The following is a 22,320-nucleotide window of genomic DNA, read 5'->3' on the forward strand; positions in this document are numbered from 1 at the left end:
TTTGATTTTCAAATGAAAAAAATTTAGGCACGGGTATTGCTATATCTCCGTCGACCGACAGAACCATGACGTCGCGCCGACCGAGAGAAACGCAATGCAACCAGCCCTCAACGCCTTCCCCGAGCAGCCAGCCGATACGGCCGAGGCCACCAGCCGCGCCGGCCTCGAGCAGGCCTTCGCGCTGTTCAACCAGATGTCCAGCCAGCTCAGCGAGTCCTACAGCCTGCTGGAGGAGCGCGTTACCGAGCTGAAAGGGCAACTGGCCCTGGTCAGCGCGCAGCGCATGGAGGAGCTGGCGGAAAAGGAGCGCCTGGCGAACCGCTTGCAGAGCCTGCTCGACCTGCTTCCCGGCGGCGTCATCGTCATCGATGCCCATGGCGTGGTCCGCGAGGCCAACCCGGCGGCCCTGGGCCTGCTTGGCGAGCCGTTGGTGGGCATGCTCTGGCGTGAGGTGATCGCCCGCTGCTTCGCTCCGCGCGAGGATGACGGTCACGAGATTTCCCTGCGCGACGGGCGACGCCTGTCCATCGCCACCCGCTCGCTGAACGGCGAACCGGGTCAACTGATCCTGCTCAACGACCTTACCGATACCCGCCGTCTCCAGGAGCAACTGGCGCGCCACGAGCGCCTGTCGGCGCTGGGGCGGATGGTCGCCTCGCTGGCCCACCAGATCCGCACGCCGTTGTCGGCGGCGTTGCTCTATGCCGGGCACCTCAGCGAGCAGGCGCTGCCGACCGACCAGCAGCAACGCTTCGCCGGGCGCCTGAAGGAGCGCCTGCACGAACTGGAGCATCAGGTACGCGACATGCTGGTGTTCGCCCGCGGCGAGCTGCCGCTGACCGACCGGGTGGCGCCGAAGGCGCTGTTCGACAGCCTGCGCGCGGCGGCCGAAGTCCATGTCCAGGGGCTCCAGGTGCGTTGGCAGTGCGAGGCGCGCGGCGGCGAGCTGCTGTGCAATCGCGACACCCTGGTGGGCACCGTGCTCAACCTGGTGGAGAACGCGATCCAGGCCTGCGGGCCCGAACTGCGCCTGAAGGTGCATCTCTATGCCCGCGCCGACAGCCTGCGCCTCAGCGTCAGCGACAACGGACCGGGTATGGACCCGGCGACCCTGGCGCGCCTGGGCGAACCCTTCTTCACCACCAAGACCACCGGTACCGGGCTCGGCCTGGCGGTGGTCAAGGCCGTGGCGCGCGCCCACCAGGGGCAATTGCAGTTGCGCTCTCGGCCGGGGCGCGGCACCTGCGCCACCTTGATCCTGCCGCTGATTCCGGCGGCGCCTCTTTCTGCGATTCAGGAGTAACCCCATGGCAGCCAAAGTCCTGCTGGTCGAAGACGACCGCGCACTACGCGAAGCCCTCAGCGACACCCTGCTGCTGGGCGGTCACGAGTTCGTCGCCGTGGACTCGGCGGAGGCGGCGCTGCCGGTCCTGGCCCGCGAAGCCTTCAGCCTGGTGATCAGCGACGTGAACATGCCGGGCATGGACGGGCACCAGTTGCTCGGCCTGATCCGTACACGCTACCCGCACCTGCCGGTGTTGCTGATGACCGCCTACGGCGCGGTCGATCGCGCCGTCGAGGCGATGCGCCAGGGCGCCGCCGACTACCTGGTCAAGCCGTTCGAGGCGCGGGCGCTGCTCGACCTGGTGGCACGCCATGCGCTGGGCCAGTTGCCGGGCAGCGAGGAGGATGGTCCGGTGGCCCTGGAGCCGGCCAGCCGGCAGTTGCTGGAACTGGCCGCGCGGGTCGCGCGCAGCGATTCCACCGTGCTGATCTCCGGCGAGTCCGGGACCGGCAAGGAAGTCCTGGCGAACTATATCCACCAGCAATCGCCGCGTGCCGGCAAGCCGTTCATCGCGATCAACTGCGCGGCGATCCCGGACAACATGCTCGAGGCCACCCTGTTCGGCCACGAGAAAGGTTCCTTCACCGGCGCCATTGCCGCCCAGCCCGGCAAGTTCGAGCTGGCCGACGGCGGCACCATTCTTCTCGACGAGATATCGGAAATGCCCCTCGGCCTGCAGGCCAAGCTGTTGCGCGTATTGCAGGAGCGCGAGGTGGAGCGGGTCGGTGCGCGCAAACCGATCAACCTGGATATCCGCGTGCTTGCCACGACCAACCGCGACCTCGCGGCGGAAGTCGCGGCGGGGCGTTTCCGCGAGGACCTCTACTATCGCCTGTCGGTCTTCCCGCTGGCCTGGCGGCCGCTGCGCGAACGCCCTGCGGACATCCTGCCGCTGGCCGAGCGTCTGCTGCGCAAGCACAGCCGCAAGATGAACCTCGGCGCGGTGGCGCTCGGCCCCGAGGCCGCCCAGTGCCTGGTCCGGCATGCCTGGCCGGGCAACGTACGGGAACTCGACAACGCCATCCAGCGTGCGTTGATCCTGCAACAGGGCGGCCTGATCCAGCCCGCCGACCTGTGCCTCACCGCGCCGATCGGCATGCCGCTCGCGGCCCCGGTGCTGGTGCCCATGCCGGCAATGCCACCGGCCATCCCGCCGAGCGTCGAGATTCCGTCGCCGGCCGCAGGCCAGGACGCTAGCGGCGCGCTGGGCGACGACCTGCGCCGCCGCGAATTCCAGGTGATCATCGATACCCTGCGCACCGAGCGCGGCCGCCGCAAGGAGGCCGCCGAGCGCCTTGGCATCAGCCCGCGGACCCTGCGCTACAAGCTCGCCCAGATGCGCGACGCGGGGATGGACGTGGAGGCCTATCTCTACGCCATCTGAGTGCTCGCCATGTTCCCCAGGCCCGCCTCGTGCGGGCCTTTTGCGTCCGCCGCCGGTCGTCGCCCGGGGCTGTTCGAGCGTGCGCGCCTGCCGATAACCGGAGCAGGGACGGACCCTGCAGCGGTCGCGGGCATTGGCGGCGAACGCCGATGCCGGGCCTTGGGGTCGACTTGGCACCCTTGTTGCTAACTCCTCTGCAAAGTGCCGGGCGGCGTCAAAAAAGCCGCGGCTGTTGGAGGAAGAGTCATGAGTCAGGGTGTCGAGTTCAATCGTCTGATGCTGGAAATGCGCTCCATGCAAATGGAAGCCATGGCCAAGGCCAAACCGGTTCAGGCGCCGGCCGAAGCGGGGGCGCCGAGCTTTTCGGAAATGCTCTCCCAGGCCGTGGACAAGGTGAACGAGACCCAGCAGGCCTCCACCGCGATGGCCAACGCCTTCGAGGTCGGCCAGAGCGGCGTCGACCTGACCGACGTGATGATCGCCAGCCAGAAGGCCAGCGTGTCGTTCCAGGCCATGACCCAGGTGCGCAACAAACTGGTCCAGGCCTACCAAGACATCATGCAGATGCCGGTCTGAGCGGCGCGAGGATAACTAGTTCATGGCCGATGCACTGATCGACAGCCAGGTTCCCGCCAAGAGCGGCGGTGCCGGGATGCTGAAGAAATCCTTCCCGGGACTGTCGTTCCTCGACAACCTTTCCGAGATGACCATGCTGCGCCAGATCGGCCTGCTGGTCGGTCTCGCCGCCAGCGTGGCGATAGGCTTCGCCGTCGTGCTCTGGTCCCAGCAGCCGGACTACAAGCCGCTCTATGGCAGCCTCAACGGGGTCGACGCGAACCGTGTGGTGGAAGCGCTGACCGCGGCGGACATTCCCTACAAGGTCGAACCCAACTCCGGCGCGCTGCTGGTCAAGGCCGACGACCTCGGCCGGGCACGCATGAAGGTGGCCTCCGCCGGCGTGGCGCCGACCGACAACAACGTCGGTTTCGAGATCCTCGACAAGGAACAGGCGCTGGGCACCAGCCAGTTCATGGAAGCCACCAACTACCGCCGCGGCCTGGAAGGCGAGCTGGCGCGCACCGTGTCGAGCCTGAACAACGTCAAGGCCGCCCGCGTGCACCTGGCGATCCCGAAGAGTTCGGTGTTCGTCCGCGACGACCGCAAGCCCAGCGCCTCGGTGCTGGTCGAGCTGTATCCGGGTCGCAGCCTGGAGCCGAGCCAGGTGATGGCGATCGTCAACCTGGTCGCCACCAGTGTGCCGGAGCTGGACAAGTCGCAGGTCACCGTGGTCGACCAGAAGGGCAACCTGCTCTCCGACCAGCAGGAACTCTCCGAGCTGACCATGGCCGGCAAGCAGTTCGACTTCACCCGGCGCATGGAAGGCCTGCTCACCCAGCGCGTGCACAATATCCTGCAACCGGTGCTGGGCAACGGTCGCTACAAGGCCGAGGTGTCCGCCGACGTTGACTTCAGCGCGGTCGAGTCGACCTCGGAGATGTACAACCCGGACCAGCCGGCCCTGCGCAGCGAGCAACGCAACAACGAGGAACGGCAGAATTCGTCCGGCCCGCAGGGCGTGCCGGGGGCGCTGTCGAACCAGCCGCCGGGCCCGGCCAGCGCGCCGCAGCAGGCCACCGCCAGCGCGCCGGCCGACTACGTCGCGCCGGGCCAGCCGCTGAAGGACGCCAACGGCCAGACCATCATCGATCCGAAGACCGGCAAGCCGGAGCTGGCGCCGTACCCGACCGACAAGCGCGACCAGACCACCCGCAACTACGAACTGGACCGCTCGATCAGCTACACCAAGCAGCAGCAGGGGCGCTTGCGCCGACTGTCGGTGGCGGTGGTGCTGGACGACCAGATGAAGGTCGACGCGAAGACCGGCGAGGTCAGCCACCAGCCCTGGAGCGCCGACGAACTGGCGCGCTTCACCCGCCTGGTACAGGATTCGGTGGGCTACGACGCCAGCCGCGGCGACAGCGTCAGCGTGATCAACGCGCCGTTCGCCCCGGCCCAGGCCGAAGAGATCGACAGCATTCCGTTCTACTCGCAGCCGTGGTTCTGGGACATCGTCAAGCAGGTGCTCGGCGTGCTGTTCATCCTGGTCCTGGTGTTCGGTGTGCTGCGTCCGGTGCTGAGCAACATCACCGGCGGCGGCAAGGGCAAGTCGCTGGCCGGCGGCGGCGGTCGCGACGGTGACCTGGCGCTGGGCGAGAGTGGCCTGGAAGGCTCGCTGGCCGACGACCGGGTGAGCATCGGCGGGCCGTCGAGCATCCTCCTGCCGAGCCCCACGGAGGGGTATGATGCGCAATTGAACGCGATCAAGAACCTGGTCGCACAGGACCCGGGCCGCGTCGCCCAGGTCGTGAAAGAGTGGATCAACGCCGATGAGTAAGCGCCATGAGTGAGAATCGTCTCGCCGCCAAACTGACCAAGGTCGACAAGGCCGCCATCCTGCTCCTGTCGCTCGGCGAGACCGACGCGGCGCAGGTGCTGCGGCACATGGGGCCGAAAGAGGTGCAGCGGGTCGGCGTGGCCATGGCGTCGATGCGCAACGTGCATCGCGAACAGGTCGAGCAGGTGATGGGCGAGTTCGTCGAAGTGGTCGGCGACCAGACCAGCCTCGGCGTCGGTGCCGACGGCTACATCCGCAAGATGCTCACCCAGGCCCTCGGCGAGGACAAGGCCAACAACCTGATCGACCGCATCCTCCTCGGCGGCAGCACCAGCGGCCTGGACAGCCTGAAGTGGATGGAGCCGCGTGCCGTGGCCGACGTGATCCGTTACGAACACCCGCAGATCCAGGCCATCGTGGTCGCCTACCTCGATCCCGACCAGGCCGCCGAGGTGCTCAGCCATTTCGACCACAAGGTGCGCCTGGATATCGTCCTGCGCGTCTCCTCGCTGAACACCGTGCAGCCCTCGGCGCTGAAGGAACTCAACCTGATCCTGGAGAAGCAGTTCGCCGGCAATTCCAACGCCACCCGCACCACCATGGGCGGGGTCAAGCGCGCGGCGGACATCATGAACTACCTCGACAGCTCCATCGAAGGCCAGCTGATGGATTCGATCCGCGAGGTCGACGAAGACCTGTCCGGACAGATCGAGGACCTGATGTTCGTCTTCGACAACCTCGCCGACGTCGACGACCGTGGCATCCAGGCGCTGCTCCGGGAAGTCTCCTCGGACGTACTGGTGCTGGCGCTCAAGGGCTCCGACGAGGCGATCCGCGAGAAGGTCTTCAAGAACATGTCCAAGCGTGCCGCCGAGCTGCTGCGCGACGACCTGGAGGCCAAGGGGCCGGTACGGGTCAGCGAAGTGGAAGGTGCGCAGAAGGAAATCCTCACCATTGCCCGGCGCATGGCCGAGTCCGGCGATATCGTGCTGGGCGGCAAGGGTGGCGAGGAGATGATCTGAGGTGGTCCCCCACGACAAGGACAAAGACAATCCCAGCGAACTGATCCGCGGCAAGGACGTGGCGGCCTTCGGCCTCTGGTCGTTGCCGAGCTTCGACGAGCCGCGCGACGAGCCGGCCGTTGCCGCGCCGCAGGTGCCCGCGGTCGCCGAACCCGCGCCGGCGCCGCCGGCGGTGGAAGAGGTCGAGCTGGAGACCGTCAAGCCGCCGACGCTGGAGGAAATCGAGGCGATCCGCCAGGACGCCTACAACGAAGGTTTCGCCACCGGCGAGCGCGACGGTTTCCACGCCGGCCAGTTGAAGGCGCGGCAGGAAGCCGAGGAGGCGCTGAAGGAGCGCCTGCAAAGTCTCGAGCGTCTGATGACGCAGCTTCTGGAACCCATCGCCGAGCAGGACGCCCTGATCGAGCAGGGCATGGTCAACCTGGTCAACCACGTTGCCCGCCAAGTGATCCAGCGCGAACTGCACATGGACTCCAGCCATGTCCGCCAGGTCCTGCGCGAGGCTCTGAAGCTGCTGCCGATGGGCGCGGCAAACATCCGTATCCATGTCAACCCGCAGGACTTCGAGCGGGTCAAGGCGCTGCGCGAGCGCCACGAAGAGAGCTGGCGGATTCTCGAGGACGATTCGTTGCTGCCCGGCGGCTGCCGCATCGAGACCGAGCACAGTCGCATCGACGCGACCATCGAGACGCGCCTGGCGCAGGCAGTGAAGCAACTGTTCGAGCAACAGCGCGAACAGGCGACCCATCCGCTGGCCAGCGACATCCGGATCGACCTCGACGCCCCCGGAGACGTCGATGCGCCTTGAGCGAACCAGTTTCGCCAGGCGCCTGGAGGGCTACACCGAGGCTGTCTCGCTGCCGGCGCAGCCGGTGGTCGAGGGCCGCCTGCTGCGCATGGTCGGCCTGACCCTCGAAGCCGAAGGCTTGCAGGCCGCGGTCGGCAGCCGCTGCAACGTGATCAACGAAAGCGGCTACCACCCGGTGCAGGTGGAGGCCGAAGTGATGGGCTTTTCCGGTAGCAAGGTGTACCTGATGCCGGTCGGCAGCCTCGCCGGCATCGCGCCTGGCGCGCGGGTCGTGCCGCTGCCGGACACCGGGCGCCTGCCGATGGGCATGTCGATGCTCGGCCGGGTGCTCGATGGCGCTGGCCGCGCCCTCGACGGCAAGGGCGGAATGCGCGCCGAAGACTGGGTGCCGATGGACGGCCCGACGATCAACCCGCTCAAGCGCCACCCGATCAGCGAACCTCTCGACGTCGGCATCCGCTCGATCAATGGCCTGCTCACGGTCGGCCGCGGCCAGCGCCTCGGCCTGTTCGCCGGTACCGGGGTGGGCAAGTCGGTGCTGCTGGGGATGATGACCCGCTTCACCAGGGCCGACATCATCGTCGTCGGTCTGATCGGCGAGCGGGGCCGCGAGGTGAAGGAGTTCATCGACGAGATCCTCGGCGAGGAAGGCCTCAAGCGCTCCGTGGTGGTCGCCTCGCCGGCCGACGACGCGCCGCTGATGCGCCTGCGTGCCGCGCAGTACTGCACGCGGATCGCCGAGTACTTCCGCGACAAGGGCAAGAACGTATTGCTGCTGATGGACTCGCTGACCCGCTACGCCCAGGCCCAGCGCGAGATCGCCCTGGCCATCGGCGAGCCACCGGCGACCAAGGGGTATCCGCCATCGGTGTTCGCCAAGCTGCCGAAGCTGGTGGAACGCGCCGGCAATGCCGAAGCCGGTGGCGGCTCGATCACCGCGTTCTACACCGTGCTCTCCGAGGGCGACGACCAGCAGGACCCGATCGCCGACGCCGCTCGCGGCGTGCTCGACGGGCACTTCGTATTGTCCCGGCGGCTGGCCGAGGAAGGCCACTATCCGGCCATCGATATTGAAGCTTCGATCAGCCGGGTGATGCCGCAGGTGGTCGAGGCCGAGCACCTGCGCGACGCCCAGCGCTTCAAGCAGCTCTGGTCGCGCTACCAGCAGAGTCGCGATCTGATCAGCGTCGGTGCCTACGTGGCCGGCGGCGATCCCGAGACCGACCTGGCCATCGCTCGCTTCCCGGTCATGCGCCAGTTCCTGCGCCAGGGCCTCGACGAAAGCGAAAGCCTGGCGGAAAGCCGTGCGCGGCTGGCGAGCCTGCTCGCCGGCGGGCAGGCCTGAGGCGCGCTGAGGCATGGAGAAGCGCGCGGCGCGGCTGGCGCCGGTGGTGGACATGGCCAGCAAGGCCGAGCGGGATGCCGCGACCCAGCTGGGCAGGTGCCAGCAGCAATTGCTCGCGGCACAGCAGAAGCTGGCGGAGCTGGAACGCTACCGCAACGACTACCAGCAGCAATGGATCAGCCAGGGCCAGAAGGGCGTCAGCGGCCAGTGGCTGATGAACTACCAGCGCTTCCTCTCGCAACTGGAGACCGCCGTCGCCCAGCAGGCCAACAGCGTGACCTGGCACCGCGAGGCGGTGGACAAGGCGCGGCTCAACTGGCAGGAGAGATACGCCCGCCTGGAAGGGCTGCGCAAGCTGGTCGAGCGCTACCTGGAAGAGGCGCGCCAGGCCGAGGACAAGCGCGAGCAGAAACAGCTCGACGAACTCGCCCAGCGTACCCGCCGCCAGGACGACTGACGACTCAGAAGAACGGACGCGACGCCTTCAGCATGAATGTGGTGTCGCAGTAGCTGTTGTGTCCCGAGTAGGCGCTGCAATCGCTGCCGGTCAGGCTGGTGCCGCTGTAGGACAGGTTCAGGTCGATGCCCAGCCAGGGCCGCGAGAGGTTCACCGACCAGTCGTTGAAGACGCTCACGTAGCCCCCGCCGCTGAGGCTCGCCGGGTTGTCCAGGCGATGGTTGCCGTACTTCAGGGTGACGTCGAAACCGAACGGCGGGTTGACCCCGAGGTCGGCGAACAGGGTGGTGTCGTTGCGCCCCGGGTCGCTGCTCAGGGCCGCGCCGAGCCGGCTGCCGAAGATCGACAGGCCGCCGTAGAGTTCGGCTGCGTCGTTGGCCGGCTGCTCCGGGCGGCTGTAGCGGATCAGGCCCATTTCGTAGCCCAGGCGGTTGTTCAGCGGGCGCTTGAAGCCGGCGTAGGAGTCGATCTCGGTGGGCTTGCCGGGGTCGAGGTTGGAGGTCCAGTTGCCGATGTACCAGCCACTTTCGTGGCTTAGGTCGAGGCCGCCGTGGAAACTGCCGGAGCTGCCCGGGGTGACCAGGCCCTGGGCCATGCTGCGGGTCGGACTGGTGGCCAGCTTGAGTTCGAAATCGCCCAGGTCGCGGGCCATCACCTGGGCCAGGGCCGAGGAACTGGCGAGCAGGGCACAGGTGAGCACGAGCAGGTGCTTGAGCATGGTTCTCCCCTGGTAATGCGGACAACGGCGCTGCGCCGGTCTTCCCGCACGACGCCAACGGCAAGGCCGCGGCATGGGGCCGGGCGAGGTCGGGCAGGTCGGAAGGGCAGGAAGAGCGGCGAGCTAGAGCGCCACGGACCATCTTAACCAAGGTTCGGGCGGCTGACCGACCGCTCGTCAGGGCCGGCCGATCAATTGTTACCGCAGGCTTTCCGCGAGGCTGGCCAGGCGAATCACTTCCACCCGGTTGCGACCGCTGCTCTTGGCCCGGTAGAGAGCCTGGTCGGCGGCGCTGTAGAGCTGCTCGTAGCTGGCCTGGCCGCCTCCGTCGAGGCTGGCCACGCCGAAGCTGGCGGTCAGGCAGAGCACGCCGTCCTGCGTCGCCAGCGGGGTACCTTCGAGGCGTTCGCGGAGTTTTTCCGCAAGGCTGCGAGCCTGCTGCTCGGCGGTGTCGGGCAGGAGCAGGAGGAATTCTTCCCCGCCCAGGCGCGCCACGCTGTCGCTGCTACGGGTATTGCCGCGCAGCAGGTTGGCGGCATGGCGGATGACCTCGTCGCCGAAGGGGTGCCCATAGCGGTCGTTGATGTACTTGAAGTGATCCAGGTCGACCATCAGCAGGCTCAGCGGCTGCGGTTGGCGAGCGATGCGCGCGAGCTCCATGAGCACCAACTGGTCGAACTCGCGACGATTGAACAGGCCGGTCAGGGGGTCGTGACCGGCCAGGTACTCCAACTGGCGATTCTTCTCCTCCAGCTCCTGCCGCTGCAACTCCAGCTTGCGTTGCTGGCGCAGGTTGCGCACGTGGCCGTGCCAGAGGATCAGCGACAGCAGCAGGCCGAGGCCGAACGCGGTGAGGCCGTTGGCCTGGTTCGACAGGCGCAGTTGCGGGTCGGCCTGGGCGTGGTCCATCGCCACCTCGAAGGCCAGCATCGCCAGACCGTAGAAGGGCACCGCGTAGGCCGGGCGGATCAGGATGAACATGGCGCAGGCGAAACAGGCCAGCAGCAGCGGCGTGATGTTGCTGGTGATGCGCTGGTCGATGCAGGCGATGGCGACGCCGAAGCCTATGATCCCTGCGCCGCCCAGCAGGATCAGCAGGCGCATGCGCCACAGCTTGGGCGGCTGGCGGCGCAGCCATAGCGCGAGCAGGCCGATGCCGCCGAAGAGCAGGGCCATGGCGCCATGGGCGTACATGATTTCCTGGCGCCAGAGCTGATGGCCGAGGTCCGGGCGGAAGTCCTTGAGGGAAAACACCAGGATGTGGATCAGGTTGAAGGGGACGGTCAGCAGCGCGAGGTGGGTCAGACGCGAGAGATTCTCCAGGGCGATGGGAAGGGCCAGGGACGAATTCACCTCGATGGCGTGCTGGATCGATTCGAGCGTCGTTCTGGCCACGTTCTGCGGGTCCGCATGGGCGCTGTGCCATCACAGCATAGCAGCGTCGCGACGGCCGCCCTATCCGGCTTTCCGGGCCGGTCGTCCGGTTTGCACGGGCGTACCTGGCGCCGCTTTCATTCCGGCAGCCGCCTGGCCAGCAGCAGTGCGACCAGGCCCAGCAGGCTCCAGTACGCGGCCAGCGGCCAGGGACGGTCGAACGGTAGCAGGGTGGACGCGCCCAGTCCGAGGCCGATCAGCAGGTAGTAGGCGAGCCCGAACAGGGCTCCGGCGCGTCCCCGGCAATCGTCGTAGGCGTGCAGCGCTGGACCCAGCAGGTTGGGAATCGCCACGCCGAAGCCGATGAAGATCGGCAGGGCTGGCAGCGCCCAGTACAGGCCTTCGGCGTATCCGACGGCGGCCAACAGCGTCTGCGCTGTCGCGCCGGCGGCCGCCAGCGCTAGGCCCAGGCGTACCCGGCGAGCGCTGTTCCAGGTGCGCGGCAGGCGTCGGTTGAGCAAGGCGCCGAGGCTCCCGGCAATGGCGATGGCCAGGCCGATCCAGCCGAAGCCCAGGCCGGGCAGGTCGCCGACCATGAACGGCCCGGCGGCGTAGAAGGAGAACACCAGCACATTGAGCACCGCCACCAGCAGTGCGCGCGTTTGTAGCGGGCGGTCGGCCAGGACCCGTCGGAAGATCGCCAGGGTCGCGGGCTCGGGCGTGCCCGCCAGCAGCGGACGGGTTTCCGGCCAGGCCGGGACGACCAGCGCCGCCAGCGAGGCGAGCAGCACCGCCAGGGTGGCGAACACCGCCGGGTGCCCGCCGAGGTCGGCCAGCCACTGGCCGCCGAGGGGGCCGACTGCCGGCGACCAGGCCAGCACCGCGCCGAGCGTGACGAAATAGCTCATCAACGCCGGGCCTTGCAGCACATCGCGCAGGCTGGCCTGCACCGTCACCGAGCAGGTCGCCAGGCCGAGGCCCTGGACCAGGCGACAGGCAAGCAGGTAGGAATAGTCGGTACTGGCCCAGGCACCGAAGGTCGCCAGGGCCGCCAGGCCGAGCCCGCCGAGCAGAGCCGGGCGCCGGCCGAGGCGGTCGGCCAGCCAGCCCCAGAGCCAGATGCCGGGGGCGAAACCGACGAAGAACAGCGCCATGGTCCACTGGCTGGTAGCGTCGTCCAGTCGCCAGTGGCTGGCCAGGGCCGGCAGCGCGGGGGAAAGGATGGTTTCGGCGACTTGCGGCAGGGCTAGCAGGGCGAGCACCAGCAGCAGGGGAGGGCGAGGACGGTCAGGCATGATGGCTCCGGAAAAAAGAGCCAAGCCTAGGCCGCCTGCGCCTGGCAGAATGCTGCGGTCAGGACGGAAAACATCGCGAAGAGGACAAGGTGCCGCGCTATCCCTACGAACGGGTCGAGGATCCCGATCTCGCCCGCTGCCCGGTGGTCGGCCTCGAGGTCGACAGCACCGGCCACCGCAGCGACTGGCATTGCCACCGGCGCGCGCAGTTGCTGTACATGGCGGCCGGTAGCGTCACGCTGTATTTCGCCGAGCGCATTTGCCAATTGACGCCGCTCCAGGCCGCCTGGCTGCCGGCCGGCGTGCCGCATCGCACGGTCCTGCACGGGCGCTTCGCCTACCGTAGCCTGTACTTCGAACCCTCGGCGTTCGCCGAGCTGCCGGACAGCGTCCAGGTCCTCGAAGTCGGGCCGCTAATGCGCGAACTGATCCTGCGCATGACCGGCTGGGCAGCCGACTTGCAATTGGAAGGGCCGCACCTGACGCTGTTGCGCGCACTGTTCGATGAACTGGCGAGCGCGCCGGCACACGCCGCGAGCCTGCCGATGCCGCGCGATGCGCGGGCGCTGAAGGTGGCCGAGGCGCTGCTGGCGCAACCCGCGCTGGACTGGAGCATCGAGGCGTGGGGACGTGAGGTCGGCGCCAGCGGGCGGACCCTGGCGCGTCTGTTCACCGAGCAGACCGGCCTGGGTTTCTCCCGCTGGCGAACCCAGGCGCGCTTGTTCGAAGCGCGGAGGCGCCTGGCCGAAGGCCGCTCGGTGACCGAGGTCGCCCACGCCCTGGGCTACGCCAGCGACAGCGCGTTCATCGCCATGTACCGGCGGGTCTGCGGGCAGTCGCCGGGGCGCGCCCTGCGTGGCCTCGAATGAGCGCTCAGAAGCGTTCGTGGAGGCCGAGGTAGCGCCATTCGCCGAGCGGTAGCCTGGCCAGCGACAGCGCGCCGATGCGCAGGCGGCGGATGCTCCGCACTTCCAGCCCCTCGCTTTCGCACATGAAGCGCAACTGGCCGGGCAGCACGTCTTTGAGGGCGAAGCGCAGGTGGCTTTCGTTCTGCCAACTGACCTTGCACGGCGATAGCCTGCGGCCCTGGTAGGCGAGGCCGTGGCGCAGGCGCTCGAGGCCGCCGGCGGCCAGGTCGCCGGCGACCTCGACCAGGTATTCCTGCTCCAGCCGTGCACCGTCGTCCACCAGCTTGCGCAGTACGCTGTGCTGCTGGCTGAATACCACCAGCCCCGAAGCCTCGCTGTCCAGCGCAAGGGTGGGACGCTGGCGGGCGAAGTGTTTTTTCAGCGCTCGCAAGGGACTGGGGTCATCGCTCCAGCGCCGCCCCGCAGCGAGCAGGCCTTCGAAATCGTCGTGGCGCCAGCCGGCCGGCTTGTGCAACAGCAGGGTGGCCGGTTCAATCGTTTCCGCGCGGGCGCCCGGCAGCAGCTCCACGCGCTGGTCGAGCACCTTGAACTGTGGCTCCTCGATCACTTCGCCGTCGACGCTGACCCAGCCGCCCTCGATGTACAGCTCGGCTTCGCGGCGCGAGCAGGCGGTGAGTTCGGCGAGGCGTTTGGACAGGCGAATCGGGTCGGTCATGGCGAGGCTACTGGAATGAAAGACCGCCAGTTTACTCGTTGTGGCGATGGGCGCCGAGGAATGATTCGGCGCCCGCTCGGTCCCAACTTAAGGAACCGGAGAGGAGACCCTCATGCAGTCACGCCTGATCGATGGCCTGGAATGGGACCTGGACGAGGATGGCAGCGGCGGCCTGTGCAACGTCCATGGCGACAAGGTCCATCTGCGCCAGGGCGACATGGACGGCGCCTGCGGGCCCTACTGCCTGGTCATGGCGATGCTGGTCCGCGGCCAACTGCGCCGGCGCCAGGCCAAGGGCCTGGAGCGGGTCGACAGTCGCAGTCGCTACGGGCGCCTGATGAAGGCGCTGGACCAGCACGGCCCGCTGCTGCGCGTCGGCACCACCGGCGTCGACCTGCTGGAGCTGCTGGCCGAGATCAACGATACCGAGCATTTCGCCCTCAAGGGCGAGGGGCGCAGGTTGGTCCGGCACACCCGCGAATACCTGGAGGCCGGCTTTCCGGTAGTGCTCGGTTTCCACGGCCGCAAGGGCAGCGATATCCGCCACTGGGGCCTGGCCATCGGCATGAGCGAGCGCGCCTTCCTGCTCCTCGACCCGGCCCACGACCTGCCGCGCGGGCAGGCCTGGAACGCGGTGATCACCAGCGAGGCGCATGGTTCCCGGTTCGGGTATCGCTATATCAATGCCAAGGGCACCTGGGCGGTGACCCTCAAGGAAATGGTCGCCTTGCTTTGAGGGGCGGGTTTGTTACAGCCCGTGTGCGGACCGCCAGGCGCGGCGGATCTGCGACTAGAGTGGTGTTTTTCGCTTGGGGAAGGAGAGAACGCATGCCGGGCCTGTCTTTGAATGCCATCCTGCTGAGCGCCGTCGCGCTGCTCGCCCCGTCGGCCGAGGCGGTGGACGCCGGTCGCCACGACAGCGAGCTGGGCGCCGTCGAGGTCACCCCGGTGGTTGGCGGTCTGGCCTATCCCTGGGCCGTCGCCTTCCTGCCGGACAACCAGGGCATGTTGGTCACCGAGCGGCCCGGCAGCTTGCGTTTCGTCAGTCCCGAGGGACAGTTGTCGGCGCCGCTGGAAGGCGTACCCAGGGTCTTCGCCAGCGGCCAGGGGGGACTGCTCGACGTCGCCTTGTCGCCGGGGTTCGCCGAGGACCGGCTGGTCTACCTGACCTATGCCGAGGCCGGCGAGGACGGCCGCGCCGGAACGGCGGCGGGACGTGGCCGGTTATCGGCGGACAAGCGACGGCTGGAGGGCTTCCACGTGATCTTCCGGCAGTTGCCGAAGCTTTCCAGCGGCCATCACTTCGGCTCGCGCCTGGTCTTCGACGGCAAGGGCCACCTGTTCATCGCCCTCGGCGAGAACAACCAGCGCAGCACCTCGCAGGACCTGGACAAGTTGCAGGGCAAGATCGTCCGCCTGTATCCGGACGGCGGCGTTCCCAAGGACAATCCCTTCGTCGGCCGTGCCGACGCGCGGCCGGAGATCTGGAGCTATGGCCACCGCAACCAGCAGGGCGCCGCGCTGAATCCCTGGACCGGCCGGCTCTGGACCCACGAGCACGGCCCGCGCGGCGGCGACGAGATCAACATACCCCAGGCCGGCGGGAACTACGGCTGGCCGCTGGCGACCCATGGAATCAACTACACCCTGCTGCCGATCCCCGAAGCCAGGGGCAAGGCCGTCGAAGGTACCGAGGCGCCGCACCATGTCTGGGAGAAGTCGCCGGCGATCAGCGGCATGGCGTTCTACGATGCGCAGCGCTTCCCGGCCTGGCAGCATAATTTGTTCATCGGCGCGCTGGCGACGCAGGAACTGATCCGCCTGCAACTGGATGGCGACCGGATCGTCCACGAAGAGCGCCTGCTGGGCGATCTCGGGGTGCGCATCCGCGACGTGCGGCAGGGCCCGGACGGCTATCTCTACCTGCTCACCGACCAGAAGGACGGGCAATTGCTGCGCCTGGGGTTGGCGCGCTAGCCTTCAGCCTTGGTTGCGCTTGAGCTGGACGTAGAGCGCCTCGACCTTTTCCCGGGCCCAGGGCGTCTTGCGCAGGAAGGCGAGGCTGGACTTGATGCTCGGGTCGTTCCTGAAACAACGAATGTCGACCCGTTTGCCAAGCTCCGCCCAGCCGTGGTGGGCGACCAGTTCGGTGAGCAGTTTTTCCAGGGTGACGCCGTGCAGTGGATCGGGATGGCCAGGCATGAAGGGCTCGGGATTCAGGCAATGAAAAAGGGGATGGAGCGTGGCACATCTGCGTGCCGGCCTGCCATCCCCTTCGTAGTCCCCGGCGAGGGGCGGGCGATCAGCGCTTCTTGCTGATGGTGATCTGCCGCGACGGGCCGTAGACCTGGCCGCTGACGCCCTTGGCGATCTTCTGGATCTCGCCGCCGGCCTGGAGGAAGGCGGCGACCTGCGCTTCGATGGACTCGCGGGTTTCGACCGCGGGAGCCGGCTTGGCGGCTTTCGGCGCGACGGTTTTCTTCATGATGGCCATATCCGGGGACCTGTCTCTGCATTAAATATGGCCGTTCATTATAACCGAAGCGGCGTTTTATTTCATCTTGAATATTGTCGATCAGATTTCGGACGTAACCTGCTGTTTTCTATAAAGTCCGTTAGGCAATACCCGAGCGAGGCGCTGCGGCATTGGCGATCCGGCGGCGAACTGCTCGAGGTCTCCGCGGCTGGATGTTCCGCCGATCCCGGGCGACGCAGGATACCGCCAGGTGGATAACTCCCTTCGCGCATCCCGGCATGAATTCCAATGTTTGCATTAGTTGATGCGAGAAAGTTCTCCGGGCCTCTATCTCACCTATATCGAGAATAATGAAAAGTTCACGATTAGTTATCGGCTAAGTTGCCCGGATATATACGTCGATATCATCGCGCTGCCGGCCGGGGCATGCATCGCCTCGCTGCGTTCCCGGTGCTAACCTGCGGAACCCCAGCTGCCGAGCGAGCGCCGCATGCCAGCCATTCTCTCCTCCCGCCAACGTATCGCCCTGCGCCTGGCCTGGCGCTTCATGGCGCCTTACCGCTGGCGCATGCTCGGGGCCCTGGTGGCGTTGCTGTTCACCGCGGCGATCACCCTGTCCCTGGGCCAGGGCATCCGCCTGCTGGTGGACCAGGGGTTCCTCACCGCCTCGCCCGAATTGCTCAATCGCTACATCCTGCTGTTCTTCGTGCTGGTGCTCGGCCTGGCCGTGGGCACCTTCGTGCGCTTCTACCTGGTGTCCTGGATCGGCGAGCGCTTCGTCGCCGATATCCGCAAGCGCGTGTTCGACCACCTGATCGAGTTGCATCCCGGTTTCTACGAAACCAACCGTAGCTCCGAGATCCAGTCGCGCCTGACCGCCGACACTACGCTGCTGCAGACGGTGATCGGTTCCTCGCTGTCGATGGCCCTGCGCAATGCCCTGATGCTGGTCGGCGGGGTGCTGCTGTCGTCACCAACGCCAAGCTGACCAGCATCGTGGTGCTGGCGTTGCCGCTGGTGATCGCCCCGATCCTGCTGTTCGGCCGCCGCGTGCGCAGCCTGTCGCGGGAAAGCCAGGACCGGGTGGCCGACGTCGGCAGCTACGTCGGTGAAACCCTCGGTCAGATCAAGACCGTGCAGGCCTACAACCACCAGGCGCAGGATCGCCAGCGCTTCGCCGGCACCGTCGAACGCGCCTTCGACACCGCGCGCAAGCGCATCGCCCAGCGCGCCTGGCTGATCACCGTGGTGATCGTGCTGGTGCTCGGCGCGGTCGGCGTCATGCTCTGGGTCGGCGGCCGCGACGTGATCGCCGGCAGCATCTCGGCCGGCGAACTGGCCGCGTTCGTCTTCTACAGCCTGATCGTCGGTATGGCCTTCGGCACCCTCAGCGAGGTGATCGGCGAATTGCAGCGCGCCGCCGGCGCCGCAGAGCGCATCGCCGAGCTGCTCAGGGCGCGCAGCGAGATCCGCTCGCCAGCGCAACCACGCAAGCTGGCGGCACGGGTGAGCGGGAGGATCGAATTGCAGGCGGTGCGCTTCGCCTATCCGACCCGTCCCGAACACTGGGCCATCGACGACATCAGCCTGGCCGTCGAACCGGGGGAAACCCTGGCCCTGGTCGGACCTTCCGGCGCCGGCAAGTCGACCCTGTTCGATCTGCTCCTGCGTTTCTTCGATCCGCAGCAGGGACGGCTGCTGCTGGACGGACAGCCGATCGTCGAACTGGACCCGGCCGACTTGCGCCGCAGCTTTGCCCTGGTGTCGCAGAACCCCGCGCTGTTCTTCGGCAGCGTCGAGGAAAACATCCGCTACGGCCGTCCGCATGCCAGCGCCGCCGAGGTCGAGGCCGCAGCGCGTGCCGCGCATGCCCACGAGTTCATCCTGGGTCTGCCGCAGGGCTACGCCACCCACCTGGGCGAGGGCGGCATCGGCCTGTCAGGCGGCCAGCGCCAGCGCCTGGCGATCGCCCGGGCGTTGCTGGTAGACGCGCCGGTGCTGCTGCTCGACGAGGCGACCAGCGCCCTGGATGCGGAAAGCGAGCACCTGATCCAGCAGGCCCTGCCAGGCCTGATGAGCGGACGTACCACCCTGGTGATCGCCCATCGCCTGGCCACGGTACAGAGCGCCGACCGCATCGCGGTGATCGACCAGGGGCGGCTGGTGGCCATTGGTAGCCATGCCCGGCTGATCGCCGAGAACCCGCTCTATGCGCGCCTGGCGGAACTGCAGTTCGCTGCCGGCGGACGCTAGCTTCAGAGCGGCTTGTCGATGCCCGCGTACTGCTTGTCCAGCTCGTCGATACGCTGCGCGTAGGCGCGGGAGAGGCAGTCGGTGTCGCCACCGCAGCGCCGGCGCTGGCGCAGCCAGTCCTGCTGCCGGTCCTGCATGGCGCCGCGGCCGCCCATGGCGAACAGGCCGCGGAGGAAGTGGTACTTGACGCTCATCTCGACGTCCTTGTCGTTCAGCGCCCGGTTCGCGCAGATGGCCTTTTCGTCCGCTCGCTCAGCCTTTTCGCAATCGAAGCTGGCCGCTTCGGCCAGGGGCGCCAGCAGGAGTCCGCCGAGGGCGAGGAATGCCAGGTGCTTCATGCCGTTCTCCGTTTCGCCTGGTTGCTTGCGAATCTTCGACGCCCGCGACGGCGCTGGGTTCAGCGGGGAGCGCGCGGCGGCCGGGTGGGCCGCTCCGGCGCGGTCAGTGCGAAAGGATCAGGGCCTTCTGCTCGGGGATGACGGTGCGCTCCCGAGGGGCGTCCGCGCGTTCCGCTTCCTCGGTTTCGGGGCGGTTGGCGAACAGGCTTTTCAGGGTGCTCAGCAGCGGCTGTTCCTTCGCCGCTTCGGCGACCTGGCTGCGGCTTTCCACGGGTTCCGGGTTGGCCGCCGTGACCACGTGGAAGTCGCTGATCTCGATGATCCCGCGGCCCTCGGCGAGCAAGTGGAAGGAGAAGGCCTTGCGCGCTTCCGGGTTGTCGAAGGTGAAGCTCATGTCCAGCGGCTTGCCTTTGAGCAGGCGCGGGATGTCCGGTACCGGTATGGGAACGTCGCGTTCGAACTCCTTGGTCTTCAGCGTCACCCGGGCGCCGTTGCGGTCCATCTGCAAGGCGCGGATCTTCAGGGTGACCGTGGTCCTGCTGTTCTTCGGCATCTCCAGGTATTGCGCGCCGATCAGGTTGTCGGTCCAGTCGTTGTGGGTTTCCGGCTTCAGGCGGATGCGTTCGTGGGTGGCGAACTGGAACTCCTGGCCCAACTGGCCGGCCTGTTGCACGGAGTGGTCGAGGACGGCGGCGCGCTGGCTGACCAGGCGTGCCTGGCGACCGCTGAAGCGACCGAGGAACTCGGCTTCGTCGGCGATGAAGCCCTCGCTGCGGTAGCGCCGGCAGACCTGCTGGAAATCGCATTCGACGAAGGTGTCCTTGCCGTCGTGGTGGCGCAGCATGCCGTTGGTGTAGGACATCATTTCGCGGCCGCTGGCGTAGTCGCGGAACAGCGAGCGCCCGGAAATCCCCGCCGGCACGCGGTAGCCGAAATAGTCGAGGACGGACGCGGCGAGGTCGACGTGGCCGTAGACGCCGCTCTTGATCGGCGGCAGCGCCGCCTGTTCCGGTGCCAGCACCAGGTTGAAGCCCCAGGCCGAGGCGAGGCGCACCTGGTCGACACCGTGGGATTCGTCGGAAGTGAGCACCACCAGGGTGTCGCGCAACACGCCCTGTTTCTCCAGGTCGGCGAGGAAGGCGTCGATCGCGTCGTCGAGATAGGCCACCGCGGCCTGCTTGGCGCTCGGGTAGCGGGCCAGGTAGTCGGCAGGCGCCGAGTAGGGCTGGTGGGTGCCGACGGTGAGCAGGGTCAGCATCCAGGGTTTCTTCTGCTGGCGCAGCTGCTTCACGTAGGTCGCGGCGCCCTCGAAGAAGGCCTTGTCGTCCATGCCCCAGGGAAACTCCAGGTAGGACGTGTTGCGGAACCAGTCGCGCCCGAGGGTCTTGTCGAAGCCCATCTGCGGCATGACCTTGTCCTTGGCCATGAAGCGCAGGCCGGCACCCTGCAGGAAGTGCGTGCTGAAACCGTGCTGGCGCAGCTGGGCGGGCAAGCACTCCCTGGCCCGGGCCGGGTTGTTCAGCAGCTCGACGCCCTTCGGCGTGCCCGAGTCGAGCTTGCTGTAGTCGCCGCAGAGCATGGCGTAGAGGCCGCGGATGGTCTGGTGGCTGTGCAGCACGTAGTCCGGGGTGGTCATCGCCCGTTCGGCCCAGCCACTCAGCCTGGGCATCGGCGCTTCGTGGTAGCTGCTGTTGATGGCGGCGCGGTTGGCGGCGATATACGCGCCGGGGATTCCCTCCATGGCCACGATCAGGACGTTGCGCGCGCGCCCTCCGCCGGCCAGCAGCGGCGTTCCGGAAAGGTCGAGCTGGTTGAGCCCGGCGACGTCCGGCGGGGTGTCCGGACGGTCGTCGGCGAGCCAGTCTTCGACCGCCAGTTGGCCACTGCTGAGCGCGCTGGCCAGCAGCTTGTGCGGCAGGTTGTACTGCTGCCATTGGTCGGCGTCGCTCGGACGCAGGTATTGCAGGCCGACATGCGCCGCCAGGAACGCCGCCGGCAGCGCGTAGGCATAGCGCGGCAGGCGCGGACCGCGGCGACGCCAGAGCAGCACGCAAAGCAATGTCGCGCCACCGAGGCCGAGCGCCAGTGGCAGGTGGGCGAGGCCGCCGCCCTGGGTGGAGCTGCTGACGAACTGCGGATCCAGCAGGTACTTGAGGTCGGAAGGTTCCGGCATGCGCCCGACCGCGCCGACCAGTTCGGCATTGCCGATCAGGAACAGGCACCAGAGCAGCATGACCGGGAGCGCGAACCACAGGGAGCGTCGATGCAGGAGCAGCACCAGCAGGCTGCCGAGGGCCAGGTCCGAGAGATAGCCGAACGGCGTCGACCAGCCGAGCCAGTAGCGGCCGGCGAGGGGAACGACCAGGAACAGCGCGGCCAGCGCCAGAAGCGAGCCGCAAGATGAGAGCCAACGGCTGAGTGGACGCACAGGAACTCCTGATGAGCGGCAGCGAGAATCCTTGATAAGGATGTTCCAAAAAAGTCTTTAGGGTTCACGATTTTGAAACATCGTTGTGCTTACTGCCAGTAGACAGTCGGCATTTGGGAAATGTCCGCGTGGTTCAGGATGTTTCGGCGCGAATGGCCGGCAAGGCGATGAGCGGCGTCGGCGTACCGGCAAAAACTTCCGCCCGCATGCGTGGCGCCCGGTAGAATGCCGCCCCTTCGACAGGGGGAGACAACATGGCGGTCATCGGGCGTTTCAATTCACTGCAGGTGGTCAAGCACACGGAGTTCGGGCTCTATCTCGATGGTACCCAGCACGGCGAGATCCTCCTGCCCAAGCGCTATGTGCCGAAGGACCAGCCCAGCGAAGTGGGCGACTGGCTCAACGTGTTCATCTACCTAGACAGCGACGACCGCCTGATCGCCACCACCCAGACGCCCAAGGTCCAGGTCGGCGGTTTCGCCAGCCTGAAGGTCGTGGAGATCAACCGGATCGGCCTGTTCCTCGACTGGGGCCTGCCCAAGGACCTGCTGCTGCCGCATTCGGAAGAGAAGCGTCCGTTGCAGGTCGGCGACTACTGCGTGGTCTACGTCTACCTGGACAAGCGCACCAACCGCATCACCGCCACCGCACGCCTGGACCGCCAGCTGGACAACCTGCCGCCGCGCTACAGCGTCGGCCAGGCGGTCGACCTGCTGGTGGTGGAGCGTACCGAGATGGGCTTCAAGGCGATCATCGAGGGCAAGCACTGGGGCCTGATCCACAAGAACGAGGCGTTCAAGTTCCTCCGCAGCGGCATGCGCGAACAGGGCTACATCAAGGAATTGCGCGCGGACGGCAAGATCGCCCTGAGCCTGCAGCCGGTCGGCGCCGAGGCCGCCGTCGAGCTGAGCCAGCAGATTCTCGCCCGGCTGCTGGAGGCCGGCGGCAGCCTGCCGCTCAGCGACAAGAGTTCGCCGGAAGATATCCACCGGCTCTTCGGGGTCAGCAAGGGGACCTTCAAGAAGGCCATCGGCGGCCTCTACAAGAAAGGCCTGATCCTGATCCACCCGGAACGCATCGAACTGCCGCGCTGAGGTT

The 22,320-nt window shown here is 67.4% G+C and carries 20 protein-coding genes and 1 pseudogene; 13 read left to right on the forward strand and 8 right to left on the reverse strand.

The genetic code is table 11. The features are described 5' to 3' along the window. Positions 1-94: 94 nt before the first annotated feature. The 8 genes from fleS to fliJ all read left to right on the forward strand — a co-directional run bounded on the left by fleS (position 95) and on the right by fliJ (position 8,756). Complete coding sequence (gene fleS, locus ACTJJX_RS15700; RefSeq protein WP_003109120.1) at positions 95-1,303, forward strand: sensor histidine kinase FleS; 1,209 nt, start codon at positions 95-97, stop codon at positions 1,301-1,303. Positions 1,304-1,307: 4 nt separating this feature from the next. Continuing rightward, entirely contained in the window at positions 1,308-2,729 is a 1,422-nt protein-coding gene (gene fleR, locus ACTJJX_RS15705) for a sigma-54-dependent response regulator transcription factor FleR (RefSeq protein ID WP_016851890.1), read from the forward strand. Positions 2,730-2,975: 246 nt separating this feature from the next. Further along, entirely contained in the window at positions 2,976-3,305 is a 330-nt protein-coding gene (gene fliE, locus ACTJJX_RS15710; RefSeq protein ID WP_003140591.1) for a flagellar hook-basal body complex protein FliE, read from the forward strand. 22 nt (positions 3,306-3,327) lie between these two features. Next, positions 3,328-5,124 carry a flagellar basal-body MS-ring/collar protein FliF gene (gene fliF / locus ACTJJX_RS15715; RefSeq protein ID WP_003109118.1) on the forward strand — a complete coding sequence of 599 codons (1,797 nt, stop codon included), beginning with the start codon at positions 3,328-3,330 and terminating at the stop codon, positions 5,122-5,124. Between the two features lie 5 nt (positions 5,125-5,129). Beyond that, on the forward strand, positions 5,130-6,146 hold the full coding sequence (gene fliG / locus ACTJJX_RS15720; RefSeq protein ID WP_003082212.1) for a flagellar motor switch protein FliG: 1,017 nt from the start codon (positions 5,130-5,132) through the stop codon (positions 6,144-6,146). Position 6,147: 1 nt separating this feature from the next. Continuing rightward, positions 6,148-6,954 carry a flagellar assembly protein FliH gene (fliH, locus tag ACTJJX_RS15725; protein WP_003082217.1) on the forward strand — a complete coding sequence of 269 codons (807 nt, stop codon included), beginning with the start codon at positions 6,148-6,150 and terminating at the stop codon, positions 6,952-6,954. Further along, complete coding sequence (gene fliI, locus ACTJJX_RS15730; protein ID WP_003086458.1) at positions 6,944-8,299, forward strand: flagellar protein export ATPase FliI; 1,356 nt, start codon at positions 6,944-6,946, stop codon at positions 8,297-8,299. The genes fliH and fliI overlap by 11 nt, the downstream gene beginning before the upstream one ends. Before the next feature lie 13 nt (positions 8,300-8,312). Beyond that, entirely contained in the window at positions 8,313-8,756 is a 444-nt protein-coding gene (gene fliJ / locus ACTJJX_RS15735; protein ID WP_003082220.1) for a flagellar export protein FliJ, read from the forward strand. 4 nt (positions 8,757-8,760) lie between these two features. Here fliJ and ACTJJX_RS15740 read toward each other — a convergent pair whose 3' ends face one another. The 3 genes from ACTJJX_RS15740 to ACTJJX_RS15750 all read right to left on the reverse strand — a co-directional run bounded on the left by ACTJJX_RS15740 (position 8,761) and on the right by ACTJJX_RS15750 (position 12,143). Further along, a complete protein-coding gene (locus tag ACTJJX_RS15740) occupies positions 8,761-9,474 on the reverse strand; it encodes a TorF family putative porin (protein ID WP_003086461.1) in 714 nt (237 codons plus the stop codon). A gap of 198 nt (positions 9,475-9,672) precedes the next feature. Further along, on the reverse strand, positions 9,673-10,869 hold the full coding sequence (roeA, locus tag ACTJJX_RS15745) for a diguanylate cyclase RoeA (protein WP_003082226.1): 1,197 nt from the start codon (positions 10,867-10,869) through the stop codon (positions 9,673-9,675). 116 nt (positions 10,870-10,985) lie between these two features. Next, entirely contained in the window at positions 10,986-12,143 is a 1,158-nt protein-coding gene (locus ACTJJX_RS15750) for a multidrug effflux MFS transporter (RefSeq protein WP_003082230.1), read from the reverse strand. A gap of 89 nt (positions 12,144-12,232) precedes the next feature. Between ACTJJX_RS15750 and ACTJJX_RS15755 the strand changes: the two genes are divergently transcribed. Further along, positions 12,233-13,012: an AraC family transcriptional regulator gene (locus ACTJJX_RS15755; RefSeq protein WP_003082235.1), complete on the forward strand. Its 780-nt coding sequence runs from the start codon at positions 12,233-12,235 to the stop codon at positions 13,010-13,012. Between the two features lie 4 nt (positions 13,013-13,016). Here the strand turns inward: ACTJJX_RS15755 and ACTJJX_RS15760 are convergent, their stop codons facing one another. Next, complete coding sequence (locus tag ACTJJX_RS15760) at positions 13,017-13,727, reverse strand: rRNA pseudouridine synthase (RefSeq protein ID WP_016851889.1); 711 nt, start codon at positions 13,725-13,727, stop codon at positions 13,017-13,019. 112 nt (positions 13,728-13,839) lie between these two features. Here ACTJJX_RS15760 and hcuA point away from each other — a divergent pair, with 112 nt between their 5' ends. Both hcuA and hcuB read left to right on the forward strand, forming a co-directional pair. Continuing rightward, a complete protein-coding gene (gene hcuA / locus ACTJJX_RS15765) occupies positions 13,840-14,463 on the forward strand; it encodes a hydrophobic compound transporter HcuA (protein WP_003082239.1) in 624 nt (207 codons plus the stop codon). A gap of 92 nt (positions 14,464-14,555) precedes the next feature. Further along, positions 14,556-15,704, forward strand: a complete 1,149-nt coding sequence (gene hcuB / locus ACTJJX_RS15770; RefSeq protein ID WP_016851888.1) for a hydrophobic compound transporter HcuB — start codon at positions 14,556-14,558, stop codon at positions 15,702-15,704. Between the two features lie 3 nt (positions 15,705-15,707). Here hcuB and ACTJJX_RS15775 read toward each other — a convergent pair whose 3' ends face one another. Beyond that, positions 15,708-15,929, reverse strand: a complete 222-nt coding sequence (locus tag ACTJJX_RS15775) for a VF530 family DNA-binding protein (protein WP_003082243.1) — start codon at positions 15,927-15,929, stop codon at positions 15,708-15,710. A 100-nt stretch (positions 15,930-16,029) separates the two neighbouring features. After that, positions 16,030-16,221, reverse strand: coding sequence for a hypothetical protein (locus ACTJJX_RS15780; protein ID WP_003109112.1), 192 nt, complete (start codon positions 16,219-16,221; stop codon positions 16,030-16,032). A gap of 472 nt (positions 16,222-16,693) precedes the next feature. Between ACTJJX_RS15780 and hcuC the strand changes: the two are divergent. Beyond that, positions 16,694-18,456 (forward strand): annotated as a pseudogene (gene hcuC, locus ACTJJX_RS15785) (hydrophobic compound transporter HcuC). A gap of 2 nt (positions 18,457-18,458) precedes the next feature. On the opposite strand, the gene ACTJJX_RS15790 reads toward hcuC, so the two are convergent. Both ACTJJX_RS15790 and ACTJJX_RS15795 read right to left on the reverse strand, forming a co-directional pair. Further along, complete coding sequence (locus tag ACTJJX_RS15790; RefSeq protein WP_003082246.1) at positions 18,459-18,794, reverse strand: lysozyme inhibitor LprI family protein; 336 nt, start codon at positions 18,792-18,794, stop codon at positions 18,459-18,461. A gap of 103 nt (positions 18,795-18,897) precedes the next feature. Then, positions 18,898-21,222 (reverse strand): LTA synthase family protein, encoded by a 2,325-nt coding sequence (locus ACTJJX_RS15795; RefSeq protein ID WP_003082248.1) that lies wholly within the window; start codon positions 21,220-21,222, stop codon positions 18,898-18,900. A 254-nt stretch (positions 21,223-21,476) separates the two neighbouring features. Here ACTJJX_RS15795 and ACTJJX_RS15800 point away from each other — a divergent pair, with 254 nt between their 5' ends. Then, on the forward strand, positions 21,477-22,316 hold the full coding sequence (locus ACTJJX_RS15800) for a CvfB family protein (RefSeq protein WP_003082250.1): 840 nt from the start codon (positions 21,477-21,479) through the stop codon (positions 22,314-22,316). The last annotated feature ends 4 nt before the right edge of the window (positions 22,317-22,320 follow it).

This window comes from Pseudomonas sp. 22490 (assembly GCF_052044465.1).
GTDB classification, from domain to species: domain Bacteria; phylum Pseudomonadota; class Gammaproteobacteria; order Pseudomonadales; family Pseudomonadaceae; genus Pseudomonas; species Pseudomonas aeruginosa.

Bases quoted from the DNA above. Each gene is read 5' to 3' on its own strand.
- fliG (WP_003082212.1), top strand. From the start codon at position 5,130: ATGAGTGAGAATCGTCTCGCCGCCAAACTGACCAAGGTCGACAAGGCC.
- fliI (WP_003086458.1), top strand. From the start codon at position 6,944: ATGCGCCTTGAGCGAACCAGTTTCGCCAGGCGCCTGGAGGGCTACACC.
- ACTJJX_RS15775 (WP_003082243.1), bottom strand. From the start codon at position 15,929: ATGCCTGGCCATCCCGATCCACTGCACGGCGTCACCCTGGAAAAACTG.
- ACTJJX_RS15790 (WP_003082246.1), bottom strand. From the start codon at position 18,794: ATGAAGCACCTGGCATTCCTCGCCCTCGGCGGACTCCTGCTGGCGCCC.
- hcuA (WP_003082239.1), top strand. From the start codon at position 13,840: ATGCAGTCACGCCTGATCGATGGCCTGGAATGGGACCTGGACGAGGAT.
- ACTJJX_RS15750 (WP_003082230.1), bottom strand. From the start codon at position 12,143: ATGCCTGACCGTCCTCGCCCTCCCCTGCTGCTGGTGCTCGCCCTGCTA.
- fleR (WP_016851890.1), top strand. From the start codon at position 1,308: ATGGCAGCCAAAGTCCTGCTGGTCGAAGACGACCGCGCACTACGCGAA.
- fleS (WP_003109120.1), top strand. From the start codon at position 95: ATGCAACCAGCCCTCAACGCCTTCCCCGAGCAGCCAGCCGATACGGCC.
- fliJ (WP_003082220.1), top strand. From the start codon at position 8,313: ATGGAGAAGCGCGCGGCGCGGCTGGCGCCGGTGGTGGACATGGCCAGC.
- ACTJJX_RS15760 (WP_016851889.1), bottom strand. From the start codon at position 13,727: ATGACCGACCCGATTCGCCTGTCCAAACGCCTCGCCGAACTCACCGCC.
- hcuB (WP_016851888.1), top strand. From the start codon at position 14,556: ATGCCGGGCCTGTCTTTGAATGCCATCCTGCTGAGCGCCGTCGCGCTG.
- fliF (WP_003109118.1), top strand. From the start codon at position 3,328: ATGGCCGATGCACTGATCGACAGCCAGGTTCCCGCCAAGAGCGGCGGT.
- fliE (WP_003140591.1), top strand. From the start codon at position 2,976: ATGAGTCAGGGTGTCGAGTTCAATCGTCTGATGCTGGAAATGCGCTCC.
- ACTJJX_RS15800 (WP_003082250.1), top strand. From the start codon at position 21,477: ATGGCGGTCATCGGGCGTTTCAATTCACTGCAGGTGGTCAAGCACACG.
- ACTJJX_RS15740 (WP_003086461.1), bottom strand. From the start codon at position 9,474: ATGCTCAAGCACCTGCTCGTGCTCACCTGTGCCCTGCTCGCCAGTTCC.
- ACTJJX_RS15780 (WP_003109112.1), bottom strand. From the start codon at position 16,221: ATGGCCATCATGAAGAAAACCGTCGCGCCGAAAGCCGCCAAGCCGGCT.